Source organism: Bradyrhizobium monzae (genome assembly GCF_021458635.1).
Taxonomy (GTDB): Bacteria; Pseudomonadota; Alphaproteobacteria; order Rhizobiales; family Xanthobacteraceae; genus Bradyrhizobium.
On record NZ_JAIRDQ010000001.1, the window covers coordinates 1,289,606 to 1,314,296 of the forward strand.

The 24,691-nt window shown below is 64.7% G+C and carries 21 protein-coding genes; 6 read left to right on the forward strand and 15 right to left on the reverse strand.

All coding sequences use genetic code 11. From position 1 onward, the window contains the following. The first annotated feature begins 33 nt into the window (after window positions 1-33). Window positions 34-777, forward strand: a complete 744-nt coding sequence (locus K3F49_RS06290) for a sulfite exporter TauE/SafE family protein (RefSeq protein ID WP_234680014.1) — start codon at window positions 34-36, stop codon at window positions 775-777. On the opposite strand, the gene K3F49_RS06295 is transcribed toward K3F49_RS06290, so the two are convergent. The 5 genes from K3F49_RS06295 to K3F49_RS06315 form a co-directional block, all read right to left on the reverse strand. Further along, complete coding sequence (locus K3F49_RS06295) at window positions 774-2,051, reverse strand: O-antigen ligase family protein (RefSeq protein WP_234680015.1); 1,278 nt, start codon at window positions 2,049-2,051, stop codon at window positions 774-776. The genes K3F49_RS06290 and K3F49_RS06295 overlap by 4 nt on opposite strands. Window positions 2,052-2,119: 68 nt before the next feature. Beyond that, window positions 2,120-3,526, reverse strand: a complete 1,407-nt coding sequence (locus K3F49_RS06300) for an MATE family efflux transporter (protein ID WP_234680016.1) — start codon at window positions 3,524-3,526, stop codon at window positions 2,120-2,122. Between the two features lie 55 nt (window positions 3,527-3,581). Then, window positions 3,582-5,381, reverse strand: coding sequence for an ABC transporter ATP-binding protein (locus K3F49_RS06305; RefSeq protein WP_234680017.1), 1,800 nt, complete (start codon window positions 5,379-5,381; stop codon window positions 3,582-3,584). A 390-nt stretch (window positions 5,382-5,771) separates the two neighbouring features. Further along, window positions 5,772-7,358 carry a DHA2 family efflux MFS transporter permease subunit gene (locus tag K3F49_RS06310; RefSeq protein ID WP_234680018.1) on the reverse strand — a complete coding sequence of 529 codons (1,587 nt, stop codon included), beginning with the start codon at window positions 7,356-7,358 and terminating at the stop codon, window positions 5,772-5,774. 30 nt (window positions 7,359-7,388) lie between these two features. Then, a complete protein-coding gene (locus K3F49_RS06315) occupies window positions 7,389-8,690 on the reverse strand; it encodes an HlyD family efflux transporter periplasmic adaptor subunit (RefSeq protein WP_234680019.1) in 1,302 nt (433 codons plus the stop codon). A gap of 194 nt (window positions 8,691-8,884) precedes the next feature. On the opposite strand from K3F49_RS06315, the gene K3F49_RS06320 reads away from it, so the two are divergent. Both K3F49_RS06320 and K3F49_RS06325 read left to right on the forward strand, forming a co-directional pair. Next, the gene (locus K3F49_RS06320) at window positions 8,885-9,520 is read left to right on the forward strand and encodes a TetR/AcrR family transcriptional regulator (RefSeq protein WP_234680020.1); all 636 of its coding nucleotides are present in this window, start codon (window positions 8,885-8,887) and stop codon (window positions 9,518-9,520) included. Window positions 9,521-9,574: 54 nt separating this feature from the next. Further along, window positions 9,575-9,916 (forward strand): DUF6665 family protein, encoded by a 342-nt coding sequence (locus tag K3F49_RS06325; RefSeq protein WP_234680586.1) that lies wholly within the window; start codon window positions 9,575-9,577, stop codon window positions 9,914-9,916. A gap of 9 nt (window positions 9,917-9,925) precedes the next feature. On the opposite strand, the gene K3F49_RS06330 is transcribed toward K3F49_RS06325, so the two are convergent. From K3F49_RS06330 to K3F49_RS06365, 8 genes are all read right to left on the reverse strand, one after another. Next, window positions 9,926-10,654: a Crp/Fnr family transcriptional regulator gene (locus tag K3F49_RS06330; RefSeq protein ID WP_234680021.1), complete on the reverse strand. Its 729-nt coding sequence runs from the start codon at window positions 10,652-10,654 to the stop codon at window positions 9,926-9,928. Between the two features lie 72 nt (window positions 10,655-10,726). Beyond that, a complete protein-coding gene (locus K3F49_RS06335) occupies window positions 10,727-12,082 on the reverse strand; it encodes an amidase family protein (RefSeq protein ID WP_234680022.1) in 1,356 nt (451 codons plus the stop codon). 64 nt (window positions 12,083-12,146) lie between these two features. Further along, a complete protein-coding gene (locus K3F49_RS06340) occupies window positions 12,147-13,157 on the reverse strand; it encodes a taurine ABC transporter substrate-binding protein (RefSeq protein ID WP_234680023.1) in 1,011 nt (336 codons plus the stop codon). A 28-nt stretch (window positions 13,158-13,185) separates the two neighbouring features. After that, the gene (locus K3F49_RS06345; RefSeq protein ID WP_234680024.1) at window positions 13,186-14,025 is read right to left on the reverse strand and encodes an ABC transporter permease; all 840 of its coding nucleotides are present in this window, start codon (window positions 14,023-14,025) and stop codon (window positions 13,186-13,188) included. Continuing rightward, a complete protein-coding gene (locus tag K3F49_RS06350) occupies window positions 14,022-15,320 on the reverse strand; it encodes a M20 family metallopeptidase (RefSeq protein WP_234680025.1) in 1,299 nt (432 codons plus the stop codon). The genes K3F49_RS06345 and K3F49_RS06350 overlap by 4 nt, the downstream gene beginning before the upstream one ends. A gap of 205 nt (window positions 15,321-15,525) precedes the next feature. Next, a complete protein-coding gene (locus K3F49_RS06355) occupies window positions 15,526-16,125 on the reverse strand; it encodes a histidine phosphatase family protein (RefSeq protein WP_234680026.1) in 600 nt (199 codons plus the stop codon). 16 nt (window positions 16,126-16,141) lie between these two features. Beyond that, on the reverse strand, window positions 16,142-17,341 hold the full coding sequence (locus K3F49_RS06360) for an extensin-like domain-containing protein (protein ID WP_234680027.1): 1,200 nt from the start codon (window positions 17,339-17,341) through the stop codon (window positions 16,142-16,144). Window positions 17,342-17,756: 415 nt separating this feature from the next. Beyond that, entirely contained in the window at window positions 17,757-18,593 is an 837-nt protein-coding gene (locus K3F49_RS06365; RefSeq protein WP_234680028.1) for a DUF2147 domain-containing protein, read from the reverse strand. A 195-nt stretch (window positions 18,594-18,788) separates the two neighbouring features. Between K3F49_RS06365 and K3F49_RS06370 the strand changes: the two genes are divergently transcribed. Further along, on the forward strand, window positions 18,789-19,484 hold the full coding sequence (locus K3F49_RS06370; protein WP_234680029.1) for a DUF2147 domain-containing protein: 696 nt from the start codon (window positions 18,789-18,791) through the stop codon (window positions 19,482-19,484). A gap of 322 nt (window positions 19,485-19,806) precedes the next feature. After that, a complete protein-coding gene (locus tag K3F49_RS06375; RefSeq protein ID WP_234680587.1) occupies window positions 19,807-21,249 on the forward strand; it encodes a FecR family protein in 1,443 nt (480 codons plus the stop codon). A gap of 198 nt (window positions 21,250-21,447) precedes the next feature. Here the strand turns inward: K3F49_RS06375 and K3F49_RS06380 are convergent, their stop codons facing one another. Beyond that, window positions 21,448-22,017, reverse strand: a complete 570-nt coding sequence (locus tag K3F49_RS06380; protein ID WP_234680030.1) for an NUDIX hydrolase — start codon at window positions 22,015-22,017, stop codon at window positions 21,448-21,450. 66 nt (window positions 22,018-22,083) lie between these two features. After that, on the reverse strand, window positions 22,084-22,947 hold the full coding sequence (asd, locus tag K3F49_RS06385) for an archaetidylserine decarboxylase (RefSeq protein ID WP_234680031.1): 864 nt from the start codon (window positions 22,945-22,947) through the stop codon (window positions 22,084-22,086). Window positions 22,948-22,982: 35 nt separating this feature from the next. Here asd and K3F49_RS06390 point away from each other — a divergent pair, with 35 nt between their 5' ends. Continuing rightward, window positions 22,983-24,647 carry an aminotransferase class III-fold pyridoxal phosphate-dependent enzyme gene (locus tag K3F49_RS06390; protein ID WP_234680032.1) on the forward strand — a complete coding sequence of 555 codons (1,665 nt, stop codon included), beginning with the start codon at window positions 22,983-22,985 and terminating at the stop codon, window positions 24,645-24,647. Window positions 24,648-24,691 lie beyond the last annotated feature (44 nt).

Below are 24,691 nucleotides of genomic sequence, written 5' to 3' on the forward strand. Positions count from 1 at the left end.
TTCAGAATCGCCCACAACGGCAGGAAATAATTGGTGGAAACGCTCACTTACGTGCTGCTCCTGTTCGGCGCGCTGGCCGGCGGCTTCGTCTCGGGGCTGGCAGGATTCGGCACGGCGCTGATGGCGCTCGGCATCTGGCTCTACGTGCTGCCGCCCTCGCTCGCGGTGCCCCTGGTGCTGATCTGTTCGGTGATCGCGCAGACCTCGACGCTGCCCTCGATGTGGAAGAGCTTTGACCTGTCGCTGGTGTGGCCGTTCCTGATCGGCGGGCTGATTGGCGTGCCTCTCGGGACCATGCTGGTCGCCTCCGCCGATCCAAAAGTGTTCAAGCTCAGCGTCGGCGTGCTGCTGCTGATGTTCTCGAGCGCGCTGTATCTCAACAAGAAGCAGTTCGCCGTCACCTTCGGCGGCCGCATCGCCGACGGTGCGATCGGCTTCGCCGGTGGCATTCTGGGCGGGCTCGCCGGACTGTCGGGGCCGCTGCCGATCCTGTGGGCCAACATCCGCGGCTGGAACAAGCACGAGCGGCGTGGCATCTTCCAGCTCTTTAATTTCACCATCCTGGCGGCGGCATTGGTGTTGCAGACGGCCTCCGGCCTGGTCGAGCTGAAAGTGGTCTGGCTCGCGATGGTCGCATTCCCGGGCACGCTGATCGGGGCATGGCTAGGGGCGCGCGTCTATCATGCGCTGAGCGACAAGCATTTCGGCGATGTCGTGCTCGGCCTGCTGTTCTTGTCCGGCCTGACCCTCGTCTGGAACAGCATCGGCGCGTTCTAGCTCCCTGTCTTTGGCTTCTTCGCCAGCGCCATGCCGCCGGCGACACCGACGCCGAGCACATAGATCCAGCCCGGCGCAAAATCGAACAGATGGCTGTTGAGCAGCGAGGACAGCATGTTCTGCATCACGACCAGCAGGCCTATCCAGCAGGCCAGCCCCTCGCCGCGGAACATCAGCAAATGCGCAAACCACAGCGCATAGAGGACCAGGACGCCCGCCACGCCCCACTGCACGGCAACGCTCAAGGTCTGATTGTGCGGATTGCTGACGATCTGACCGCGCAGCGGATCGACTTCTTGATCTGCGGCCACGCCCGCAAACAGTCCCCGGATCGAGCCGGTACCGTGACCGATCAGCGGCGCTTCCGCGATGAACCCCAGCGATTTCCGCCAATATTCCAGACGCGAGCCCATGCCGCTAACCTTGTTGTCCTGCGCACTCATCTCATAGTCGCCCTGGAATTTCGCCACGGTCGCGCGCAGACGCGGCGAGACCGACCAGAGAGCGACCGCAACCAGCGCCATCCCGCTCGCGGCGAGCAGAGCCGTGCGCCAGCGCAGATGCAGCAGCGCGAACACCACGACCAGGATCGGCAGCGTCACCAGCGCCGTGCGCGAGACCACGACAAAAATCATGTTGAGAAGAAAGCCGAGCAACAGCACAGCAAGGAGCATCGCGATGCAGGCGCGGCTTTCACGAAACCGCGTCAGGATCGGATAGACCAGCGCGATCGCGCAGAGTCCGAACTCCTGGCTCTGGTCGATATAGTTGCGTACCGCGACCCCGCTCTCGACCTTGTAAGGTCCGCGCGACAGATAGAGTTTCAGAGACAGGTCAGGGTTGATCGCGACGGCGAAGGAATAAAACATCAGCAACGCGCAAGACGCCACGAATGCGGCAAACACCCAATTGCCGTAGGGCCATCGCTCGAACTGGTAGATCAAAAGCGGGATCACCAGGAGCTTCAACGCCGGTCCGACTGCGTGCAACCGGTCCGGCCAGGGTGCATCCGACCAGAGCGTCCCGACAACTGCGAGAACCACCAGCGCGATCGGCAGCAGGCAAACCGGACGGAGCAGCGAACGCGGCAACTCGCGCAAATCGACGAAAGCGAAGGCGATCAGCCAGGGGATCAGCGCAAAGGTCACGCCGGTCGTCGTCCACGGCAGCAACAACGCGACCAGCGCGACGAAACGGGCCGGCGTGCGGTAGCGCGCGGCCCAGATCGCAGAGAGCATGGACGCCGAATGCTGCTCGTTCACCCCCTCGGCCATCCATATCCCTTGCACCATTCCGGCAAACTAGCCGGAGCCGCGGGTCGGCGACAAGCGTAGCATCCTCGCTACGCCGGCTCGCGCAGCGAAGGCGCAACCGGCTTAGGCGTCGCCTGTTGCGGAGCATCCTGCTGCCGGCGGGTCACCAGCCGCGTCCTGAACTCGCGGCGAAGCAACCACAGGCTCTGGACCGCCTGCAGCGTCGTTGCCGCGTTCGACAGATACCAGACATACTCGATCCGAAAGCCCGGCCGTGTCGAGAGCCAGATCGCCGGCAGGGAATAGGTGATGACGCGCGTCGCCGAGCTCCACAACACCGGCTTGGTGTTGCCGAGGCCCTGGAACATGCTGGAGCAGGTGAAGATCAATCCCTGCGCGACCATGTTCAACGAGATCATCTTCAGAAACAGCAACGCCACGCTCATCGTCTCCGGATCATTCGAGAAGCCGGCGAGCAGCAATCCGGGCGCGAGCTGCGCGAGAACCGTCAGCGCGATCATCACGACGGTCGCGATCAGCGCCGCCTTGACGAAGGTCTCCCGCACCCGCTCGTAATTGCCTGCACCGAAATTCTGGCCGACAATGGGCCCTGCCGCGAGGGAGACGGCAAGGGCCGGCATCTGGATCAAGCCCACGACACGCGTCCCGATACCAAAGCCCGCCTGGGCCGCCGGGCCGAGATCGCGCAGCACGTAATAGATCGCTGCCATGAAGATGAAGATCATCACGAACTCGCCGCCCGCGGGCAGACCGACATTGAGGATTCTTCTCCACTGCCGCAGTTGCGGACGCCACTGCGCAGGATGGAAGGCGACGTAGCGCTCCAGCCTGCGAAAATAGCTGAGCAGCATCAGCACGCCGATGAAAACGGCGATCGTGCTGGCCAGCCCCGCTCCGGCGACACCGAGCGCGTATCCGGTGCCCCAGCCCGTGATCAGCACCGGCGCCAGCGCGATGTTGATGACCACGGCAAGCACCTGCACCAGCATGCTCGGCCGCACGATGCCGGTGGCCCGCAGCGCGGCCGCCATCACCTGCGTGACGAATTGCAGCGCAAGCGCCGGCATGAACCAGAGAAAATAGGTGGTGCCGGCATTGATGGTGGCCTCATCGGCGGCAATCGCGCGCATATAAGGGCGCGCCAGCACAAAGCCAGCGAGCAGCGTCAACAGCCCGAACAGCACCGACAGCACGACCGCCTGGTTGAATACGAGATTGGCGTCGTCGCGATCCTTGCGGCCCACCGCATGCGCGACCAGCGCCACCGTGCCGACGCCGAGCATCTGCATCAGCGCATTGACGAGGAATCCTGCGTTGCCAGCCGCAGCGACGCCGGCAACTGCGGCATCGCCGAGCCCGGACACGAAGTACAGGTCGACCAGCTGGCAGATCATGATCGTGATCATGCCGACCACGATCGGTGGTGCCATGCTCAGGATGTGGCTCACGATGGAGCCGCGCGTCAGGTCCTTCATCTCATTCCATCCTTGACGACGTGACGGCAGGGCTTTCGACCTGCCGCCGCGCGCCTCATTCCGCTGCTGCGATATGCCCGAGCTCCACCACCTGGCGCTCGAACAGACTGCGATAGATTCCGCCAGGCTTGCCCGCGAGCATGGCATGCGTGCCTTGCTCGACGATCTCGCCGCGGTCGAACACCAGGATGCGATCGAGGCTGCGCACCGTCGACAGCCGGTGCGCGATCACGATCGAGGTGCGGCCTTTCATCAGCCGCTCCATCGCCTGCTGGATCAGCGCCTCCGATTCCGAATCGAGGCTCGAGGTCGCCTCGTCCAGGATCAGCACCGGCGCATCGGCCAGGAAGGCGCGCGCCAGCGCCACGCGCTGCCGCTCGCCGCCGGACAGTTTCACGCCGCGCTCGCCGACCAGCGTGCCGTAGCCCTTCGGCAGGCGCAGGATGAAGTCGTGCGCATTCGCCAACCGCGCCGCCTGCTCGATCGCCTCGAGGCTGGCACCGGGCCGGCCATAGGCGATGTTCTCTGCGAGCGAGCGGTGAAACAGGATCGGGTCCTGCTGCACGATCGCGATCTGGCTGCGCAGCGATTGCTGCGTGGCCTTCGCGATGTCCTGCCCGTCGATCAGCACGCGACCGTCGGTGACGTCGTAGAGCCGCTGCACCAGCTTGACGAACGTCGTCTTGCCGGAGCCGGAGCGACCGACGAGGCCGACACGCTCGCCGGCGCGGACCTTGACCGACAATCCGTCGTACAGCGGCGCGCGATGGCCGCCATAGTGGAACGTGACGTCGTCGAACACGATCTCGCCGCCTTCGATCGCGATCGGACGCGCATCGGCAGCATCGGCGATGCCGATCGGCTCGTCGTGGATCGCCACCAGCTCCTCCATGTCGTTGACGGAGCGCTGCAGGTTGTTGATGTGCATGCCGACGTCACGCAGATAGGCGTGGATGACGTAGTAGCTCGTCAGCACATAGGTGACGTCGCCGGGCGAGGCATGCCCGTACATCCACAGCAGCACCGCACCACCGATCACGGACCCCCGCAGGCACAGCAGCAGCGAGAACTGCACCATGGCAGTGTAGTTGTAGCGCAACCAGGTCCGCCGCACGCGCGCACCCCAGCGCTTGATGACGCGGGCGAGCCGCGCATCCTCGCGCTCCTCGGCGCCAAACGACTTCACCACCGCATTGCATGTCAGCGCATCCGCCAGCGTGCCGCCGACCCTGGTGTCCCAGGCATTGGAGACGCGTGCCGCCGGCGCGATGTAGCGCGTCGAGAACAGCACCGTCATGACGACGTAGCCCAGCGCGCCGAGCGCGATCACCACGCCGAGCGAGGCCCAGTGTGCGCCAAGCAGGATCATCGATCCGATCAGCACGATCAGCGACGGCAGCAGCGCCAGCAGGATAGTGTCGTTCAACAGATCGAGCGCCCACATTCCCCGCGTGATCTTGCGCACCGTGGAGCCGGCGAAGGAGTTCGCGTGCCAGTCGGTCGAGAAACGCTGCACGCGCAAGAAGGCATCCTGCGCGACGTCCGACATGATCTTCAGCGTGAACGGCACGATCACCTGGAGGCCGGTCAGGCGCAACACGATCGAGGCCGCGCCCAACACCACGATGCCGCCAAACGCCACCAATGCGGCGTCGCGCGCATCGGGATCGGCCGGACCGCGCGTCAGCGCATCGATCAAATGTCCTGAAAACACCGGCATGAACAGGTCTGCGGCGGTCGCACCCAACAGGCTGCCGGCGATGGCGATCGTGCGCCCTGGCTGCTTCAGCCAGTGCCGGAACACGAAGGGCAGGACCACGCGGATAGCCGCGGGCTTTTTTGACAAAGCGGTCATGGCATCATCCGGCCGCTTTGGCGCGGGCCGGCTCCATCGATGGACGCAGGCCGGCCGCGCGGGCCGAGACGGCGTCACTTGAAACTGATTTTGACTTGGGAAGCGGAGCGATCGGGGCGTTTGGTCGAAACCCTGGCCCAATCGAAGCTGGCGGAAGTGGCCTCTAACAGGCCGAGAACGTACCGAGCCAGACCATCATCGAGCGCGGAAACGCGATCTGCGAATGCGACGAAATCATGCAAATCTCTCCCCGGTTCGATTGAATGAGGTGCGCTTTATAGATGTGTGATTCGCGATTTGCAACGGGCCCCGCGCGAGATCACGCACGAGTGTTGCATTTTGGTGCGCAGCCGCCCGGCCGGGCCGGGCGACGGCACGCGTGTGTGACCGCTAATGCGCGTCGCCGCCGGCGCCGAACGGCGAGGCCGGCCTGTTCAACAGCATGACCAGGAGGCTGAGGCTCAGATAGAACAAGGTCAGAATGAAGAACGCGTCGCCAAAGCTCATCACCACGGCCTGGCGGTGCAGGATCTGGCTGAGCTGCTTCATCGCCATCAGCGTGGAATCACCGAGCCCCTGAAACTTCTGCTGGAGCATGGTCAGGGTTTCGGTCGCGGTGGCATTGCCCCAGGTCACGCGCTCCTGCAAACGCGTGATGTGCAGGTCGGCGCGCTGGTTGAGCACGGTGTTGATGACGGCGAGCCCGACCGCACCGCCGAGATTGCGCATCAGGTTGAACAGGCCGCTCGCGTTCTTCACCTTGTCGGGCGGCAGCGTGCCGAGCGCGATGTTGTTGGTCGGCACCATCGCGAACATCATGCCGATGCCGCGCAGGATCTGCGGCACGAGCAGCTCGTAGAAATCGTACTCGCGCGTGATCCAGGTCATCTGGTAGGAGCCGATCGCGAACACGATCAGGCCGAACGCGATCATGTAGCGCATGTCGAGGCTCGCCATCAGCCGGCCGACCAGCGGCGCGACCAGGAACATGGTGATGCCCGAGACGAACATGGTCTCGCCGATCATCAGCGCGCTGTAGCCGCGCACCTCGGCGAGATAGCGCGGATAGATGTAGGTCAGGCCGTAGAGGCCGATGCCGATGCAGAATTGCAGCGTGGAACCGACGGCGAAATTTCGATTGGTAAAGGTACGCAGATTGACGATCGGCTCGGCCGCCGTGAAGACGCGCACGAAGAAGGCAATCGCCGAGACGAGGCCGATCCAGGCGCAGATCGCCACGGTCGTGTCCTGCAGCCATTCATATTGCGGACCTTCCTCAAGGACGTATTCGAGCGTGCCGAGGAAGCCGGCCATGAAGATCAGGCCCCACCAGTCGAAACGGTCGAGCAGCTCGAAATGCGGCTCGTCGAAATCGACCAGCGCAAGCACGCCCAAGGTGATGCCGATGCCGGGAACGACGTTGATGAAGAACAGCCAGTTCCACGACATCAAATCGGTGATGTAGCCGCCGACCGTCGGGCCGATCGTGGGAGCCAGGGTCGCAACAAGCCCGATGATGGGACCGACGATGTGGAATTTCGTGCGCGGGAACACGGTGTAGGCCGAGGCGAACACCGTCGGGATCATGCCGGCGCCGAGAAAGCCCTGGAGCGCGCGCCAGAGGATCATCTCCTCGATGGTCGTGGCGAAGCCGCAGAGCAGGCTCGAAATCGTGAAGCCGGCCGCCGAGATCGCAAACAGCAGCCGCGTGCCGAAGGCGCGCGACAGGAATCCCGACAGCGGGATCGCGATCACTTCGGCGATCAGATAGGCGGTCTGGACCCAGGAGACCTCGCTCGAGCTCGCCGACAAGCCGGCCTGGATTTCGCTCAGGGACGCCGAGACGATCTGGATGTCCAGGATCGACATGAACATCCCGAACACCATGATGATGAAGGCAAACAGCCGCTTCGGCGCGATGCGCTCCGAATCGGCGGCCGCCATCATGGCAGGTGAAGCAGTCGTGGCGTTCGCCATGGTCTGACCTCGCAGCGCCAGGTCGCGCGCTTACTGCGGATGGCTCATGGTGGGATCGTCGAGATCGATCTCGCTGTCGGCGTCGGCGGCACCCTTGTTGGTGTCGACCGTCGCGTAGACCGACATGCCGGCGCGGAGCAGGTTCTGCCTCGCAACCGCCTTCGGGACGCGGATGCGGACCGGCACGCGCTGCACGATCTTGGTGAAGTTGCCGGTGGCATTGTCCGGCGGCAGCAGCGTGAACACCGAGCCGGAGCCCGCGGCGATGCTGTCGACGACGCCCGAGAACTTGCGCATGCCGTAGGCATCGACCTTGATCGTCACCGGCTGGCCGGGACGAATGCGCTTGAGCTGGGTTTCCTTGAAATTGGCGTCGATGTAGACGTCGTCGAGCGGCACGACATTGCCGAGACGCTGACCGACGGCCACGAAGTCGCCGGCGCTGACGAGGCGGTTGGAGAAGATGCCGTCGACCGGCGCGCGCACCGCCGTGAAGGCAAGATCGCGCTCGGCCTTGGCGAGCGTGGTCTTGAGCTCGGCGAGCTGCGCCTGGGCTTCGGCCTGCTGCGCCTTGGCGACATCGACATTGCTCACTGCGACGTCGTAGGCGGCCTGCGCGGCCTTGACCGCGGCGGCGCCCTGGTCGCGACCGGCTTCCGAGGTTTCGAAGGTGGCGCGCGAGGCAAAGCCCTTGTTGCTCAACGCCTGCTGGCGCTCATAGTCGAGATCGGCGCGCTTGAGGCCCGCCTCGGCGGAGACGAGCTGCGCCTTGGCCTGCGCGACCTGGCTGTCGAGCGCTGCGATCTGGCGGCCGATGCGATCGATCGTCGCCTGCTGGGTCGCGATCCGGGTCGCGGCCGCGTCGACTGCGATCTTGTAGTCGCCGTCGTCGATGCGCAGCACGGTGTCGCCGGCATGCACCAGCGTGTTGTCTCGGGCGAGGATCGAGGAGATGTGGCCGGCCACGCGCGCGCCCAGCATGGTGTTGTTGGCGCGGACGTAAGCGTCATCGGTGGACACGTAGAAGCGGCCCACCAGCGTGTAGTAGCCGGCATAGCTTGCCGCCGCGAGCGCCAGCACGAGGCCGATGCCCATCATGACGAATTTGCGCTTGCCGGATTTCGGCGCGGCAGCGGCGGTCGGGGCCGGCTGGTCGGTCACGGGCGTCTCCGGCGCCTCGCTGGTGCGCCGCTTGGTTTCTTCGGCCACTTGAGAGCGCAGCTGCTCGGCGACAACTGCGGGTGTCCCGGTCGCAGCTTCACCGTTCGCCGTCGTTGTCTCCACCGCTTCCTGGCGAAGGACGCGCGCAGCCTGGTCTCTCGATGTGGCCACTAAGGCCTCCCCAATAAAACGCGCTACGGGCAGCCGTCGCACGGCCGCTGTCCCGCTTGCCCATCTCAAATATCATTGACCGAACGGTTCGGTCAATATACTTGATGTTCCCGGGCGGACCGTACTGGCCCGAATCCTTTATTTGCGTTTCATGGTCCAAGCCCCGGTCCAAAACCTTCCGAGACCCTAAACCAATGGTTGCACCGAACCGCGAACAATTGAACGCCCTCCCGGACGAGGACAGCTCGAAGCGCCGCCAGATCCTCGCAGGCGCCCGTAAAGTGTTCATGGATTTGGGTTTTGACGGCGCCAGCATGGGCGAGATCGCGCGAGCGGCCGGCGTCTCCAAGGGCACGCTCTACGTTTACTTCGCCGACAAATCCGCGCTGTTCGAAGCCATCCTCGAGGAAGAAGCGCTCCAGCACGGCCAGGTCGTGTTCAATTTCGACCCCGCGCGCGATGCCGAGACCACGCTGAGGGATTTCGGCGCGGTCTATCTCCATCTGCTCTGCCGGCCCGGTGGCGGATCCGCGATCCGCACCGTGATGGCGATTGCCGAGCGCATGCCCGACGTCGGCCGACGCTATTATTTCTGCGTGCTGGACAAAACGATCAGCCGGCTGTCCGAATATCTCAAAGCCCATGTCGCCCCCGGCGATCTCGCGATCGACGATTGCGACCTTGCCGCCTCGCAGTTCATGGAACTGTGCAAGGCCTCGCTCTTCCTGCCTTTCGTGTTCCAGGCCGCGCCGGCCCCATCGGAAGAGCGCATGATGGAAGTGATCGACAGCGCGACGCGGATGTTCCTGGCCGCGTACAAGGCGAAGTAACGGAGGCAGGCCACGCGTTGCGCATGCGGTTCGCGCCGCATTATATTGAGCGCCATGTCCTGTGATCTTCGCCCGCCGGTCGATATCCTCCATTACGAGATCGTCCAGGAACAGGCCTCAGCGCTTGGACGGATGGGCCGCGCGCTCGAACAGGCGCTCGCGCAATTGCGCGATTTCGACGCCGCGCACGCGCGCCCGGAGATTCCGGCCGCGCTGCAGCCGGCAAGGCGCAAGCTGGTGATGGCCGCCGGCCAGGCGCTCTGGATGTTCGTGGTGCAACGTGAAGCGACCGGCCTGCGCGACAGCCGCCACATCATGCGGACCTACAACGTCCCGGCCGAAGTGCAGCTGTGCATGGGGATGGCTCCGGCGCCGTCGAAGCGGATCTTGAAATGACTTTGGGCGCTAGTCGGTGATCTGCTTCCTCAACGCGGCGAGATCGTTGACGACCATTTTGGTCGGGCCGGTCGAGATGATGCCGTCATCCTGCAAGCGACTGAGGATAAGGCTGATCGACTGCCGCGTCGCTCCGATCATGCGCGCGAGATTCGCTTGCGTGATGCGACCGAGCGAAATCGGGCCGCTCTCGTCCTGAGCGGCGTTTTCGCACAGCTTCACGAGCAGCAGCACCAGCCGTTCCGCCGCCTTCTGCCCTGCCAGCGTCTGCGCCAGCATCGAATAGGTCTCGCCCTTGAAGCCGAGGCACTCGATCAGCGCGACCGCGAACGAGGGCGACTGTGCGATCAGCGTGCGGATTGCAGTCTGGTCGAGATGCAGCGCCTCGACCCGCCCCAGCGCGCGCGCCGACCAGCTATGGCGGTGATCGCCGAGAATGTAGGGTGCGCCGACGAAGTCGCCGGCCTCCCAGGTCGCCAGCATCAGTTCGCGGCCCTGCGTGCCGGCATGGGTGCTTTCGACGATCCCGTTCAGGATGATGTGGATGCCGTTCGCGGGCTCACCCTCCCGAAGCAGATAGTCGCGGTTCTGGTAGGCCACTAACCGCCCGGTCCGCATCACCAGGTCGAGATCGGCTTTGTCGAGCGCTTTCAGCACATAACGTCCGGTCCCCGCCCTTTGCACCTCGGCGCACGGCTTACCGGGATCGGCCACCTCATGCGCATGACTGCGCCCCACAATCGATCTCCCTTCGAGTGACGGCTCGAAGGCTAGGAGGTCTCCGCTCGGATTGCAACGCGACGCAGATTTCTAGGGCTGGGCTACCGCTCCCGTGAATGCGCAAGCGAGGTCGGTGAGCAGTCGCTCCCGGCCTGCCGGCGCGAGAAACGTAACGCCATAGGGCACGCCGGCCCCGGTCACCGCATTCGGAACCGCGATCGCGGCGAGCCCGAGCGGATTGGCGTAGTTAGTGTAGTAGCCATTGTTGAAATTGGCCGTCAGCGGATCCCGCGCGACGTCATCGATGGCAAGAACGGTTCCGACCGTCGGCACGACCAGCGCGTCGTGGGTTTGCCAGAAGTCGCGGAGCACGCGCTGGACCTCCTTGACCTCATAGAGCGCGCGATAGGTGTCGGCCGCGGTAAATTTCCGGCTCCCGATGACGAGATCGCGCACGATTTTGACGCCGGCATCCGGATTAGCATCGAGAAATGCCCCGACCGAAACGTCCCGCTCGGCGAGGAACGGCCCAAAGAACATCAGATCATTGATCGAAATGAACGGCGAGAAATCGGCAGCAGCGATCGACATGTCGAGCTGCCGCAATTTGCGAAGCCCGCTGCCGAACAGCTTCTCAGTCTCCGCGTTGCCGAAGAACTTGAGCTGGTCGGGACGAGGCGTTGCGATCCGAAGCGGCCGCACGGGCGATGCCTGCTCGGTCCAGCCGGCAAAATCGACCGGCGAAAAGCAGTCCTCGGGATCGCGTCGCGCCAGCGCGCGATAGACACCGTAGCCGTCGCCTGGTGTCCGCGTGTAGAGCGATATCGTGTCAAAGCTTCGGCAGGCATAGACCATGCCGCGCTGGCTGAAGGCGCCGGGCGCCGGCTTGAAGCCGGTGACGCCGCAATACGACGCCGGCACCCTACCCGATCCACCGGTATCGGTGCCAAACGCAAAGGACGACGTCCCGGTCGCGACCGACACCGCAGCACCAGAGCTGGAGCCGCCGGGAATGTAGTCCGGGTTGTGCGGGTTGCGCGCGATGCCATAGGGCGAGCGCACACCGACAAGGCCGGTCGCAAACTGGTCCATATTGGTCTTGCCGATGTAGACCGCCCCGGCGGCGATGGCGTCGGCGACAACCGGACTCGTGTCTTTTGCGATATAGGCGAATTCCGGGCAGGCCGAGGTGGTCCGCTCGCCCGCGACGTCGATACAGTCCTTCACCGAGAAGATCAGCCCATAGAGCGGCAGCTCGTCGATCTCATCGACGCGCGCATCGAGCGCTCGCGCAGCGGCCACGACATTTTCGGGTTTTGCTTTCGATATCCAGACGCCGCTCTGGTCGGCATCCGCCAGACGCGACAGCACGTGCGCGGCGACATCGGACGGCTTGAGCGCGCCGCTGTGATAGGCGGCGCGAAGATGGCTGGGCGAGATATCCATGCCGCTCACATACCTGCAGGGATGGGAATGTGCCGGCGAGACGAGCCCGCCGGCATAGGCCGCCTTAGCGGCCCACGACCTTCTCGAGATAGGCCGGCTGTATGAAGGTTTCGAAGTCGGCGCGCGGGAGCAGCTTCGGCAAGCGTTCCTGCTTCACCAGGAAGTCAGCGGTCGATACCAGCGTATCGACGAACTTGCCCTTCTTCGCCGACGTGCCGAGATAATCCTCGGTGAGCTGCTTGTTGCAGGGGACCATTCCCGTACCCGTCATCATGCGCGTCGCATCATCGAGCGGCAGCGACAGCTCCTCCGCGATGATCTCGGCCGTCTTCTCCGGGTTCTTCAGCCAGAAATCGATGCCCTCGCACTCGGCCTTGACGAACTTCTCGACATAGGAGGGATATTTCTCCGCGAAGGCGTTCATGACGACGCCGATGTCCCAAGTCGGATAGCCGCGCTTGGCCATCTCGCCCGAGGTGATGAGGATCTTGCCGCCGTTCTTCACGGCCTTGTCGAGATTCGGCTCCCAGAACCAGGCGGCATCGATGTCGCCGCGAAGCCAGGCGGCCGCGATATCTGACGGCGCGAGGTCCAAAATCTTCATCGAGGTGGGATCGACACCCTCATCCTTCAACGCCTGGAGCAACAGGTAATGCGTGGTCGAGCCGAACGGCGCCGCCACCGTCTTGCCCTTGAGGTCTTTGAGGGAGGTGATGTTCTTGTCGGTGCGGACCACCATCGCCTCGACATAGTCGAGCATGTTGATGACGAGGATGCCCTTGATCGGCAGGGCGCGCGTTGCGCCGATCGCGGTCGGCGGATTGCCGAGGCCGCCAAAATCGACGTCGTTGCCGGCGATTGCGCGCAGCATGTCACCGCCGCCGCCGACCTTGACGTATTTGATGTCGACGCCCGGCATCTCCCTGGCGAGCAGGCCGAGATGTTTCGTCACGAGCTGCGCGTTCACCAGGTTCAGATAGCCGACGGTCACTTTCGCCGGCTTGTCTTCTGCACGTGCCATGGCTGTGAGCGCCAGGGTGGCAAGTGCGAGCGTGGCAACAAGTCTCTTCATCATATCGATCTCCCCTCGATCAGGATTGGATTCAGGCCCACGGCATCAACAGTTTGGCTATGCCGCGCATCATGAGGTCGAGCACGACGCCCGTGAGGCCGAGCACGATCAGGCCCATGATCACGACGTCAGACAGCAGAAACTTTGCAGCATCCCAGATCATCCAACCGATACCGGCGGAGGCCGCGACGATCTCGGCGGCGACCAGAACGGTGTAGGTGAAGCCGAGCGAGATACGCATACCCGCAAGGATCAGGGGTCCCGCAGCCGGCAGATAGACGTGAAACAGGAGATGACGCCGGGTCGCACCGAGCGATTGCGCGGCCCGCACATAGACGGGATCGACGCTGGTGACGGCCTGGATCGTCGAGATCACGATGCCCGGCAGGCCGGCGAGGAACAGCAGCGAGAGCTTCGAGCTCTCGCCGATGCCGAGCCACATCACCAGCAGCGTGTAGAGGCCGAGCGGCGGCAGCGGCCGGTAGAACTCGATCAGCGGATTGAGCAGAGCGCGCGCATTGCGCGACACGCCCATGAGAACGCCGAGCGGAATGCCGATCAGGCAGGCCAGTGCGAAAGCGGTGAGGATACGATAGAGGCTGGCACCGAGGTGCTGAAGCAGCGTCGCGCCCTGATATCCCCTGGTCATCGTCTTGATGAACGCGGCCCACACGGCCTGCGGCTTCGGCAAAAAGAGCTCGTTGGCCCAACCCATCTCCGTGACGATGGTCCATGTCGCCAGCAGCACGGCGATGGTGAGCGACGAGAGCAGAACGGACCGCGAGACCTTCGGGAGCCTAAGTCGCAGAGTGCTCCGCCGCGTGCGATCGGCCGATATCGGAATGGCCATGGGGCTAGCCTCGACGCTCATGTGCGAACTCCCAGGATCTGCATGATGGTCAGCGCATAGATGCGCGTCGCCATCACCGACTTGGTGATCGAGATGTTCTCGTTGTCGACGGCCCAGCCATCCTCGCCGGGACCGAAAGTCACCGCGTTGATACCGGCCTCACGGAAACGAATGGTGTCGTTGAACGCGTTCTTGCGGTTGACGCCGGGCTCGCGGCCCATCAGCCGCCGATAAACCGCACGCAGCGAACGGCAAGGCTCCTCCTCGACCGGCACCGGTTCGGTCGCGTTGACGAACAGCGAGCCGGCCACCTGGCGCACCGCGACCTTGACGTCGTTGACGCCCGCGAACGTTTGCTGCCCAACGCGCTCGATGTCGGACATCACGCTATCGAGCGTCATGCCCGGCACGATGCCGACCACCGCGAGCGTGATGATGCAGGCATCCGGCGAAAACTGCATCTCGCCGGGCAGGCCGCCGCGGATGCGCACCACCGAGCAGCACGGCGGCGTGTGCCCCATGAACTTGCTGGGCACATGCGTGAACGCCATCTCCTTCAGCTTCGGCAGCAGCTTTGCCGCCTCCATGATGGCATTGACGCTGATGTCAGGCCGCCAGATATGCGACTTGATGCCCTGGACCGCGACCTCGACCAGGCAATGACCGGAATTGGCGACAGAGAGGTTCATGCCCCAATCCCTGGACACGTCGCCCCACGCGGTCGGCTCCGCCGTGATCTCGTAGTCGGCGGTCAGGCCGACCTTGTTCAGCATGTAGATGGAGCCCTCGGTACCGTTGCGCTCCTCGTCGACGGTATAGCAGCACATCAGGGTGCCATCGAACGTCACGCCTTCTTCGATCAGTGCCTGCACCGCGAGCAGTGATGCGGCGAGATTGCCGCGCGTGTCGGAGGTGCCGCGGGCATAGAGCAGATCGCCGTGCCGCGTCGCCTTGAACGGATCGAAATCCGTCATGTGCCATTTTTCGGGCTCGACCACCGGATAGGTGTCGAGGTGATCGTTGAGGATCAGCGACGGTGCGCCGTCGCGTCCCTTCAACACGCCGAGCACGTTCGGCCGGTGCGGCTGCGCACTGTGTTTTGTCACTTCCATGCCGAGAGCTTCGAGCTTACCGGCGACCAACATCGAGATCGCCTCTTCCTCTGCCGGCGGCAGGTCGGGATCGAGCGGATTGCCGGAGCGCGGCTGGCCGGTGCGGATCAGCTCCGATGCCAGCTCGAGCCAGCGCTCCTCCGTAATGCGCGACAGCACGCGCTGCTCGAGATCAGAGGAAGGCAGGGTGACAGACATCTGCATGACGGGTTCCGTTGGCTCACAGCGCCGGCCGCGCCGCTTCGTTGCAGCCCCCTCATTGCAGCGACTGTGCCAACCGGCGGAAGGGCCCGTCAGAGCACGATTAATGATTTCAATTCAATGATTTGGACGGAAATCTCGACCGCGCAAATTTTTGCGCCCGAGATGCGGTTTGCCGAAGACGCACCGTGGGCTGAGCAGACTGGTCTCAGCGTGAGGATGGCTGGACCGGATCGTTCATCCGGCGCCAGCCATGCAGGACCTGCCGTCCCTCCCGCGCGAAGGCGAAGACGTGGCCGCCGCCGGCGGGCTGGTCGTGAACGCGATCGATGGGACGGCCGGCAATGTGGCAGAACAGCAGCGTGCCGACGGCGCCGTGGCCGACGAAGAGAACGTCACCCGGCCGATTGCGCGTCAGCACCGCTTCGGCTTCACCGACGATGCGCGCCTGTGCGTCGATCGCGCGCTCCCAGCCGCGGACGCCGAGATGCGGCTCTGCAAAGAACCGATTGGCGACGTCCTCGAATTCGGCCGGCTGCAGAAAGCCGGTCGCCGAGCGGTCGTTCTCGTGCATGGCCTCGCGGATCTCGATCACGAGGCCGAGCCTGTCGGCGATGATCTCCGCGGTCTCGATCGCCTTGCGTTCGCCGCTGCAGATGATCTGCGTGGTGCGCGCAAGCCAGGGCGCGTTCGCGATTGCCTCGGTGCGCGCGCGCCCGACCGGGCTCAGGCTCCATTGCGGCACCGGCACGGCGGGATCGATTTGCACCTGCGGGTGCGTGAGATAGCGGACAATATCGACGGTCATTTCGAGTCGTGTCCGGCTAATCGTCCGAGAACTCGTCTTCCTCGTTGACCTTCTCGCGCTTGCTCTTGTGCGCGCCGAGCGAGCCGGTGACGGAGGGATCGCGCGAGCTCGCGTAAGGACTGCGCCGCTGCGCGCGCGCGGCGACTTCGTCGCCGGAGACCGCAGCCGGCTGGCAGATCAGGCGGCGACTGGCGCGACGCATCAGGTCGACGTGGATGTGATCGTAATGATAGACGTTCGAGCCCGGCGCGAGCACGGTGGTGAAATGCGCGCACGCGCCGGATTGCACGTCGCGCAAAAACCCCTGTTCTTCCGGCATGCCGTGCCAGCCGTCCTTCACGGTGATGCGACGGCCGTCGGCGAGCACGAAGGCGGCGACGTCGAGCGCATTGCCGAAGGCATGCTCGGAGATATGGGCGTTGGAGTTGCCGTTCATGCCGCGGCAGGAATAGGCGGAGATCTGCTTGATCTCGACCACGCGGGCGCCGAACCAGCGCATCGCGGACGGCTGCACGCTGTCGGCGAACCAGCGGTCGAGCTCGGAGACGATCGGACAGGCGAGCGTCGCCGTCGGCTTCACTGCGACGGGACCGACAGCGGTGACGGGATTGCCCTGCGCAGGGCCCAGCCGCGGCGGCGGCTGTTGCGCGGGGGCCTGCGAATAAGGCGCCGGACCGGGCTGCCGGGCCGGATAGCTCGGCGCATTCATGTAGCGCGCCGCACCCGCGGCATCGGTGCCCTCGGGCGGCAGATCGATCTCGTCTTCCTGCGGCGCCACGCCGGGTGCGCTAAGCGACACAGGACCGGAGGACGCGCCATAGCCGGAGGGCTGGCGCACCGCGCTCTCGGGATAGTTCGACCGTTGCGGATAGCCGGACGTCGGATAATTGGGTTGCGGCTGCTTCACCGGCCAGCGCGGCTGGTTGCCAATGCTGCCGGGCGGGCGCAGCTCCTCGTCGGCGAAACCGTAGCTGCTCGAGCCCTCGCCGATGGCGGCGACCTTGAGCGGGAACTCGGCGCCGCACATGCCGGGGCCGGAGATCGGCTCGATCCGGACGATGTCCGGGCTCTCCTTCACGGCGCCCGATTTCAGGCACGCCGCTTCGGCCTCGGCCCGCCACGGTTCACGTTCGGCCTGGAACAAGCCGCGTCCGCAACCCGCGAGCGAAACGAGGACGATGGAGCCGACGAGATACAAACGAACTCCGCGCGTCATGCGCGCACGTTCGGTGAATTTACTTAAAGACTCTTCAACGTGTCGATTTCAGCTTTCCTTTACCATGACGCGACCGCAGACGAACGACAACGAGGCTTACTTTTAAAGCGGTGAGTTTCTGTTAACCATGAGAATCGCGCAAAGCAGCGCGCAGAGGGAGCGATCCCAAGCGCGATCTCAGGGAGCAACGTCATGACGTTCGTCGGGAGACTGAGCGTTGTCACCGCGTGCCTTGCAATGGCCTTTGTCGGCGCCATCGTGCTCGGCATGATCTAGCAGCGTCCACCGACCTCATCGCAGGGTTCGCCCGGCCCACTCGCGCTTCACGCGATCGACCCACGAGCGAGCTACGCTCGTCGCGGACCCCTCCAGGGAGGGTAAGAGCAGCGCGCGTTGCTTACGACCGCGCGCATCACTACCGCGAGGTCGTCGTCAGCTTCTCCTGCCCCTCCTCCACCCGAATCCAGTCATTGCCCGAGCACCAGAAGTGGCCGAACGCGCAGGCTTCGACGCGGAGCGTGCCGGAGTTCTTCAACGTCATCGAACCATAATAGGTGCTGCCACTGGAGCGGCTGTAGACGTTGCCGGTCCAGACGTCGTGCGCTTTCTGCTTCATGTTGACCAGCACGTTCTCGCCCCGGGTCGACGCCTCGGTCAGCGCGTAACCGCATAGCGCGGCGCCGCAGCGTTCAATGCGGACCGTGTTCTTGGCGCCGTCGCTCTCCCATTCACCGAACGGCAGGTAGGCCGGCTCATCGTCGCTGCGCGGTGCGATCCCCACGGTCTGTTTGGTCTCGGGCTGCGGCGGGACAAGCGGTGTATCTGCGCGCGACAGATCAACGCGTGGCGGGTTGGGGCTCAGAGCTTCGAATTTTGGTGGCTCGAGTTTTGGTGCCGGTGGCGACACGACGGGCCGCGAACTCGTCCCGGCAAGAACCGGGGCCGGCGGTGTCGGAGGCGGCGCGACTACAGTCGCTTGGGGCGGGCGAACTGGAGTGGCCAGATTGGCGGGCTGCGGCGCCTGGACCACCGGCGCGGGCGGTGGAGCCGGCGGCATATCGGAATCCTCGGACGGCCGGAGGTTTCGATCGGTGGAGATCGAAACGCAGGACGTCGATCGGCAATTGCGCGGCGCCTCGACACGGAACCGGTGGCCATCGATCGTAAAATTGTAGGAACCGGCCTGCGCCGCGGGCGCGATCGCAGTCAGCACGATCAAGATATTCAGCAAAGTCGCAGCAAGCCGCTTCATCGACACCTCCCACACTGTCACGCCGATGTTAGGCAGATGACCGGCCACTGAATGTGCGTCGGCTCACCCAGGCCGCGGCATCGCTGTTGTGAGGTCCATCACAGAAGGCCCGACAGCCCCGGCATAGGGTCGAACCACATCCGATCCACCACCGACTTCTGGCCATATCGGACCCACGCATTTTCGGAGATTGTCATGAACAAGCTCGCCGTCGCCGCCACTGCCTTCTTTCTCGCTTCGACTGCCGTCGCACATGCCGGCAATGCGATCTCGTTCCAGATCGACGGCCAGCGCGTCCGCATTGAGAGGCCGCGCAACTGCGTTGCTCTCGATTGCCTCAACATCGCGACGCAGGACCTGTCGAACAAGCCGGCCAGGCCGACCACGACACAGCCCGCGCCGGCTCCGGCACAGCAGCAGCCCATGCAGCAGCCGGCACCGGTGCAAGCCGCCGCTCCGGCAGCCCCTGCCACTCCCGCCGCTCCGACCACCGTTGCGGCCGCGCCGTCCGTCGACATGACCACGCAGTCCGTGCCTGCCGCACCTCCCGCGCCTATCGCAGCTGCGCCCACTCCGGTCCCGGTGGCCGCAGCGCCCGCGCAGGCCGCGAGCACGCCGATCGGCGTGTGGGCCACCGAGGAGAACAAAGGCAACGTGCGCGTCGAACAGTGCGGCACCAATCTCTGCGGCTATGCCGAGAAGACCAATGATCAGATCCTGATCAACATGAAGCCCGACGGTGCCAAGTGGAGCGGCCGCATCCACGATCCCAATTCCGGCCGCAACTACGACTCGACGATCGCGATGAAGAGCCCGAATGCGATGCGTGTGCAGGGCTGCGCCTTCGGCGGCATGTTCTGCGGCGGCCAGACCTGGAAGCGGGTGAGCTGACACCGACGCATTGTCACGAACTATCGTCATCCCGGGGCGATGTGAGCCATCGACCCGGGATTTCCTGCGACAACCACACTCTATCCCCTCACCCTGAGGAGCCTGCGAAGCAGGCGTCTCGAAGGGCGAGGCCCGGGCCGAGAGCCGGGCCTGCATGGTTCGAGACGCGCGCAAGGGCGCGCTCCTCACCATGAGGGGAGAGAGCTCTGTTTGAACGTCCGCCCGTCCCGTGCGACAGACGTTCATTCGGCGTTCAGCCAGCTCCGGCTGATATCGGCGGATCTCGCCTCGTGTTCTCACCGGGACCTCATTCGTGGCTTTGATGGTGGCTTGGCGCCGCGTCGTATTTGCTTTGCCGCTGCTGGCGTTGCTGCTGGCCGGCGCGGACAGGGCGTGCGCGTCCGATGCAATCGAGCTCGCGCAAGCCCAGACCCGGGCGCAGCCGCAGGCCCGACCGACGGCCGCCCCCTCCCCTGCGCCATCGGCTTCGCCTGCGCCCGTCGCCGATGCGCAGCCGGCCGCCGTGGAGCCGATCGGCAACGTCGCGACCGTGACGGGGATCGCGACCGTGATCCGCGACAAGAACTCCTACCCGCTGAAAGTGCGTGACGACATCTATCTCAACGACGTCGTGCAGACGTCCTCGAACTCGTCGCTCGGCATCACCTTCATCGACGCCACCACGTTCAATCTCTCCGCCAGCTCCAAGATCACCATCGACAATTACGTCTATGAGGACGGCGGCAAGCAGAACTCGGGGATATTCGACATCGGCAAGGGCACGGTCGCGTTCGTCGCGGCGGCGGTGGCGAAGACCGGCGACATGAAGATCGCAACACCGACCGCAACGCTCGGCATTCGCGGCACCACCGGCGTCGTCGACGTGCCCGAGAACGCGACCGCGAACACCACCAACAACGTCAACATCAAACTCTATCCCGATGCCGACGGCCGGGTCGGCCATATCGACGTCAACGACCGCGCCAGCGGCACGCGGCTTGGCGCGCTGACGCAAGCCTCGAGCGGCTTTGCGATCCGGCCTGGTGCGGCCGGCCCCGGCGGCATGCGCTTTGCCGCGGTGCCGATCACGATCCCAGCGCAGCAGATTGCGCGCGACCGCGGCTTCGTCAGCCAGGTGCATGCGGCGCAGACCACCGGCCGCCAGATCGTCACCGAGCAGCGCGACTTCCGCCGCGCCAATCCGGCCGCGATCAGCCGCATTCCGCGACCGGCGCAGCCGCCGCAGCAACAGCAATTGCGTCCGAACACGGCGCCGAACCAGCAGCCGCAGCGGCCGAATGGCCCGCCCGGCCAGCCGGGTCAGAACAACCGTCCGGGTCAGCAGACGCCGGCCGCGCCGAACCGCCAGGGTACTCAACCAGGTACGCAGACGCCGCAGCGCCAGGGACAAGGCGGCGCCGCGCAACCGGGCACGCCGCGCGCGGGCCAGGCTAAGCAGCAACCTGGCCAGCCGCAGGGCACGGGTCAGCCGCGCACCGGACAAGGCACCCAGCCCGGCGGCGCAGCGCCGACGCAGCCACAGCGCAGCGGACAGACTCCGCAAGCGCCCGGAAGCGTCACGCCGACGCAACCGGTCACGCCCCCGCAAACGCCGCGCACCGGATTACAGCCCGGCACACAGCCGCAACAAGGCGCCGCACCACGCCAGCCTGGCCTGCAGCAGCGCCTGCCCGCCGCGCAACGCCCAGCCGCGCCGCGCAGGCCTGCGCCGGCTCCGGCGCCGAAGGAAAAGAAGAGGCGATAGAATGGAGATGCCTCTCCGTCATTGCGAAGCAATCCAGAGTCCCTCAACGGTGACAGTATCGTAGGGTGGGCAAAGGCGCGTGAGCGCCGTGCCCACGTCATCGATATCGTGGGCACGCGTTGCTTTGCCCACCCTACGATTCCGGACTCGCGGAGAGAGGGTGCAGGGTCGCGCGGCACTAAAATTCTTTCAGACCGTCTACGCCTCGCCGCGCAACCACGCCCGCACTTTCTGCAGCAGGCCGTGCTGCAGCTCGTCGTCAGAGTCAGCCTCGCCGGGTGTCAGCGTCTGCAAGGCTGCGTCGATGTCGTCGGCCGCGAGCGTCGGCGTCGGCTCAGCCGCGGGTGACGGTACAAGGCCTGTCGCAGCGATCGCGATCGGGCCGACCTGGGTGAGGAAGGCGCGCTCATATTCGCGCGACAGACGCGCGAGCGCTTCCTCCAGCGGCACCCAGTCGACTGCCTTGATGTCATTCATCAGCTTACGGACCTGGCGGCCCTCGGCTTCCATGCGCCAAAAATGCACGACCTTGGATCGGCCACCCGACTGATAGACGAGCGAGCCCAGAAATTCATGGATGGCGACCTCGTGGCCAGTCTCCTCCAGCACCTCGCGGTGCGCGGCCTGTTTCGGCGTTTCGCCGTCGTCGAGCTTGCCCTTGGGCAAGACCCATTCATTGCGCTTGCGCTGACGCACGATGGCAATCAGCGGCGTGTCGCCACGCCGCAGCACAATACCACCCGCCGCCATCACCGGCGCCCGCGCCATCACCAAATCCGTATCGTCGAACCGTCCCCGCCGACGATATAGGCGGCGGGGACGGCGGTTTGAAGGCTACCTTCTTCGCAGCAGCGGCTGACCTGCGCGGATGCGCGTCCCCTCGGCGATGCCATCGCCGAACGAGAAATCGCCGGGCGCCAGGATGATGATGGTCGAGCCATGCTCGAACCAGCCGAGCTCCTCGCCCTTGGTCACGTTGACATCACAGGGGAAATTGACCGGCCCCTTGGTCTGCGCGTTCAGCACCATGTCGAGGAAGTGCAACCGGATGCTGGCGACCAGGATCGCTGCGACCGGCACCAGCGTCACGGCCTCGCCGGTCGACAAATGCGTGCGGATCACCGCACGCTCGTTCTTGCAGAACAGACGCTCGACCCGCTTCAGCGCGATCGGGTTGACATTCCAGACGTCGCCATGGATCAGCGTGACGCGCTCGACATGCGCATCAAACGGTGCGTGGAAGCGGTGATACATGCTCGAGGTCAGCCGCAACGTCACGAAGCTTCCGTTGCGGTGCTGCTCGACCAGCGCCGGATCGCCAAGCAGGTCGAGCAGCGAATAGGGTGCGCCCTTGACCTGGAACAACTCGGTGTCGGCAATCCGGCCATGGGCGCCGACGATGCCGTCGGAGGGACTGGCGACAACCGAAGGGTCCGGATCAAACGGACGCAAGCCCGGCTTGAGCTCCCGGGTGAAGCAGTCGTGCAGGCTCTTGAAATGATCCTTCCTGGCCTCCGACAAATCGAGGTCGGAGAACAGCTTCCACAGCGCGATGGAGCCGTCTCGCACCAACGGGTTGTCGATCTTGGAGAACCAGCCCATGAAGCGGGTCAGCGCCGCGCGGGGGATACGATTGGTCAACAGGAAGTTGAGGTCTTCCTGCTGGGTGAAAGAGGCGATGAGGGCTTTGACTGTCATGAATCTGTCAGCTCGCAGTATTAGCGCTTGTTGTCATGGAAACGACACTCCCGATTCTCTCATTTTCCGTGGCCGCCGCAGCGTCTGCTGCCGCCGTCCTTCCGAAGCTCAAGGCGCGGGTCGAGCTGTCCCGCGCCAAGCACCGTTCGCTCGCCGGGCACTCCAAGATGTCGCGCCGGGTGGCAAAGCTGCTCCCGTTCTATGAGTTCGAGGGCGACAAGTATTTCGGTTGCGACGGCGCGCCTGACAACGTGGTGAAGCAGCGCAAGGACGCCTTCTTCCGTCTCGCGGCCATCTACGCCGAACGCTACCCCAAGGGTCGCGCGATGACGAAGGAGGCGGCGGAGACGATCTCCGACCTCAACTTCACCGAAACCTACCGCGTGCCGTTCCAGTTCTCGCGTCTCGTCCGCGAGCATCTGGGCACCTCGACCTTCATGGAATCCTCGAGCGGCGTCACCGTCACCGATGTCGACGGCAACACCTCCTACGACCTCACAGGGTCCTACGGCGTCAACATCTTCGGCAACGACTTCTACAAGGAGTGCATCGAGGGCTCCGAGAAGCGCGCGCATGCGCTCGGTCCTGTGCTCGGACCCTACCATCCCGTCATCCTCGAGAACGTGCAGCGGCTCTGCCAGATCTCGGGCCTCGACGAGGTCTCGTTCCACATGTCCGGCACCGAAGCCGTGATGCAGGCAGTGCGGCTCGCGCGCTACCACACCAAGCGCACGCATCTGGTTCGTTTCGCCGGCGCCTATCACGGCTGGTGGGGCGACGTGCAGCCCGGCGTCGGCAATCCGCTTCCCGCGCACGAGACCTACACGCTCTCCGAGATGTCGGAGAAGACGCTGCATGTGCTCCGCACGCGCAAGGACATCGCCTGCGTGCTGGTCAATCCGCTGCAAGGGCTGCATCCGAACGGCAATGCGCCCGGCGATTCCTCGCTGGTCGACTCGTCGCGCGGCGGTCATTTCGATCGCGCGGCCTACACCGAGTGGCTCACGAAGCTGCGCGAAGTCTGCACCGAGCGCGGCATCGTGCTGATCTTCGACGAGGTCTTTGTCGGTTTCCGTCTCGCCGCCGGCGGCGCCCAGGAATACTTTGGCGTCAAGGCCGACATGGTGACCTACGGCAAGAGCCTTGCCGGAGGTCTTCCGGTCGGCGTCGTCTGCGGCAAGAAGGAACTTATGCGCCGCTTCCGCGACGATCGTCCCGCCGACATCTGCTTCGCCCGCGGCACCTTCAACTCGCATCCCTACGTCATGACGGCGATGGACGAATTTTTGAGCCGGCTCGCCAGCCCGAACTTCCGCGCCATCTATGACGGCCTGGACGCGACCTGGAACGGCCGCGCGCAAAAGCTCAACCAGATGATGACCGATGCAGACCTGCCGGTGCAGTTCGCCAATTTCTCGTCGATCTGGACGGTGAAATACACCACCCCGTCCCGCTACAACTGGATGCTGCAATACTATCTGCGCGCCGAAGGCCTGTCGCTGAGCTGGGTCGGCACCGGACGGCTGATCTTCAGCCTCAACTACACCGACGCCGACTTCAGCGAAGTCGCCGACCGCTTCGTCCGCGCCGCCGAGAAGATGAAGGCCGACGGCTTCTGGTGGCACGACGGCGTGCTCACCAACAAGAACATCAAGCGGCAGATCCTGAAAGAGATGGTGGCCAAGCGCCTGGGGCGCTGAGGCCAGCTCCTCCAAGACGTGGATGCCCGGGACAAGCCCGGGCA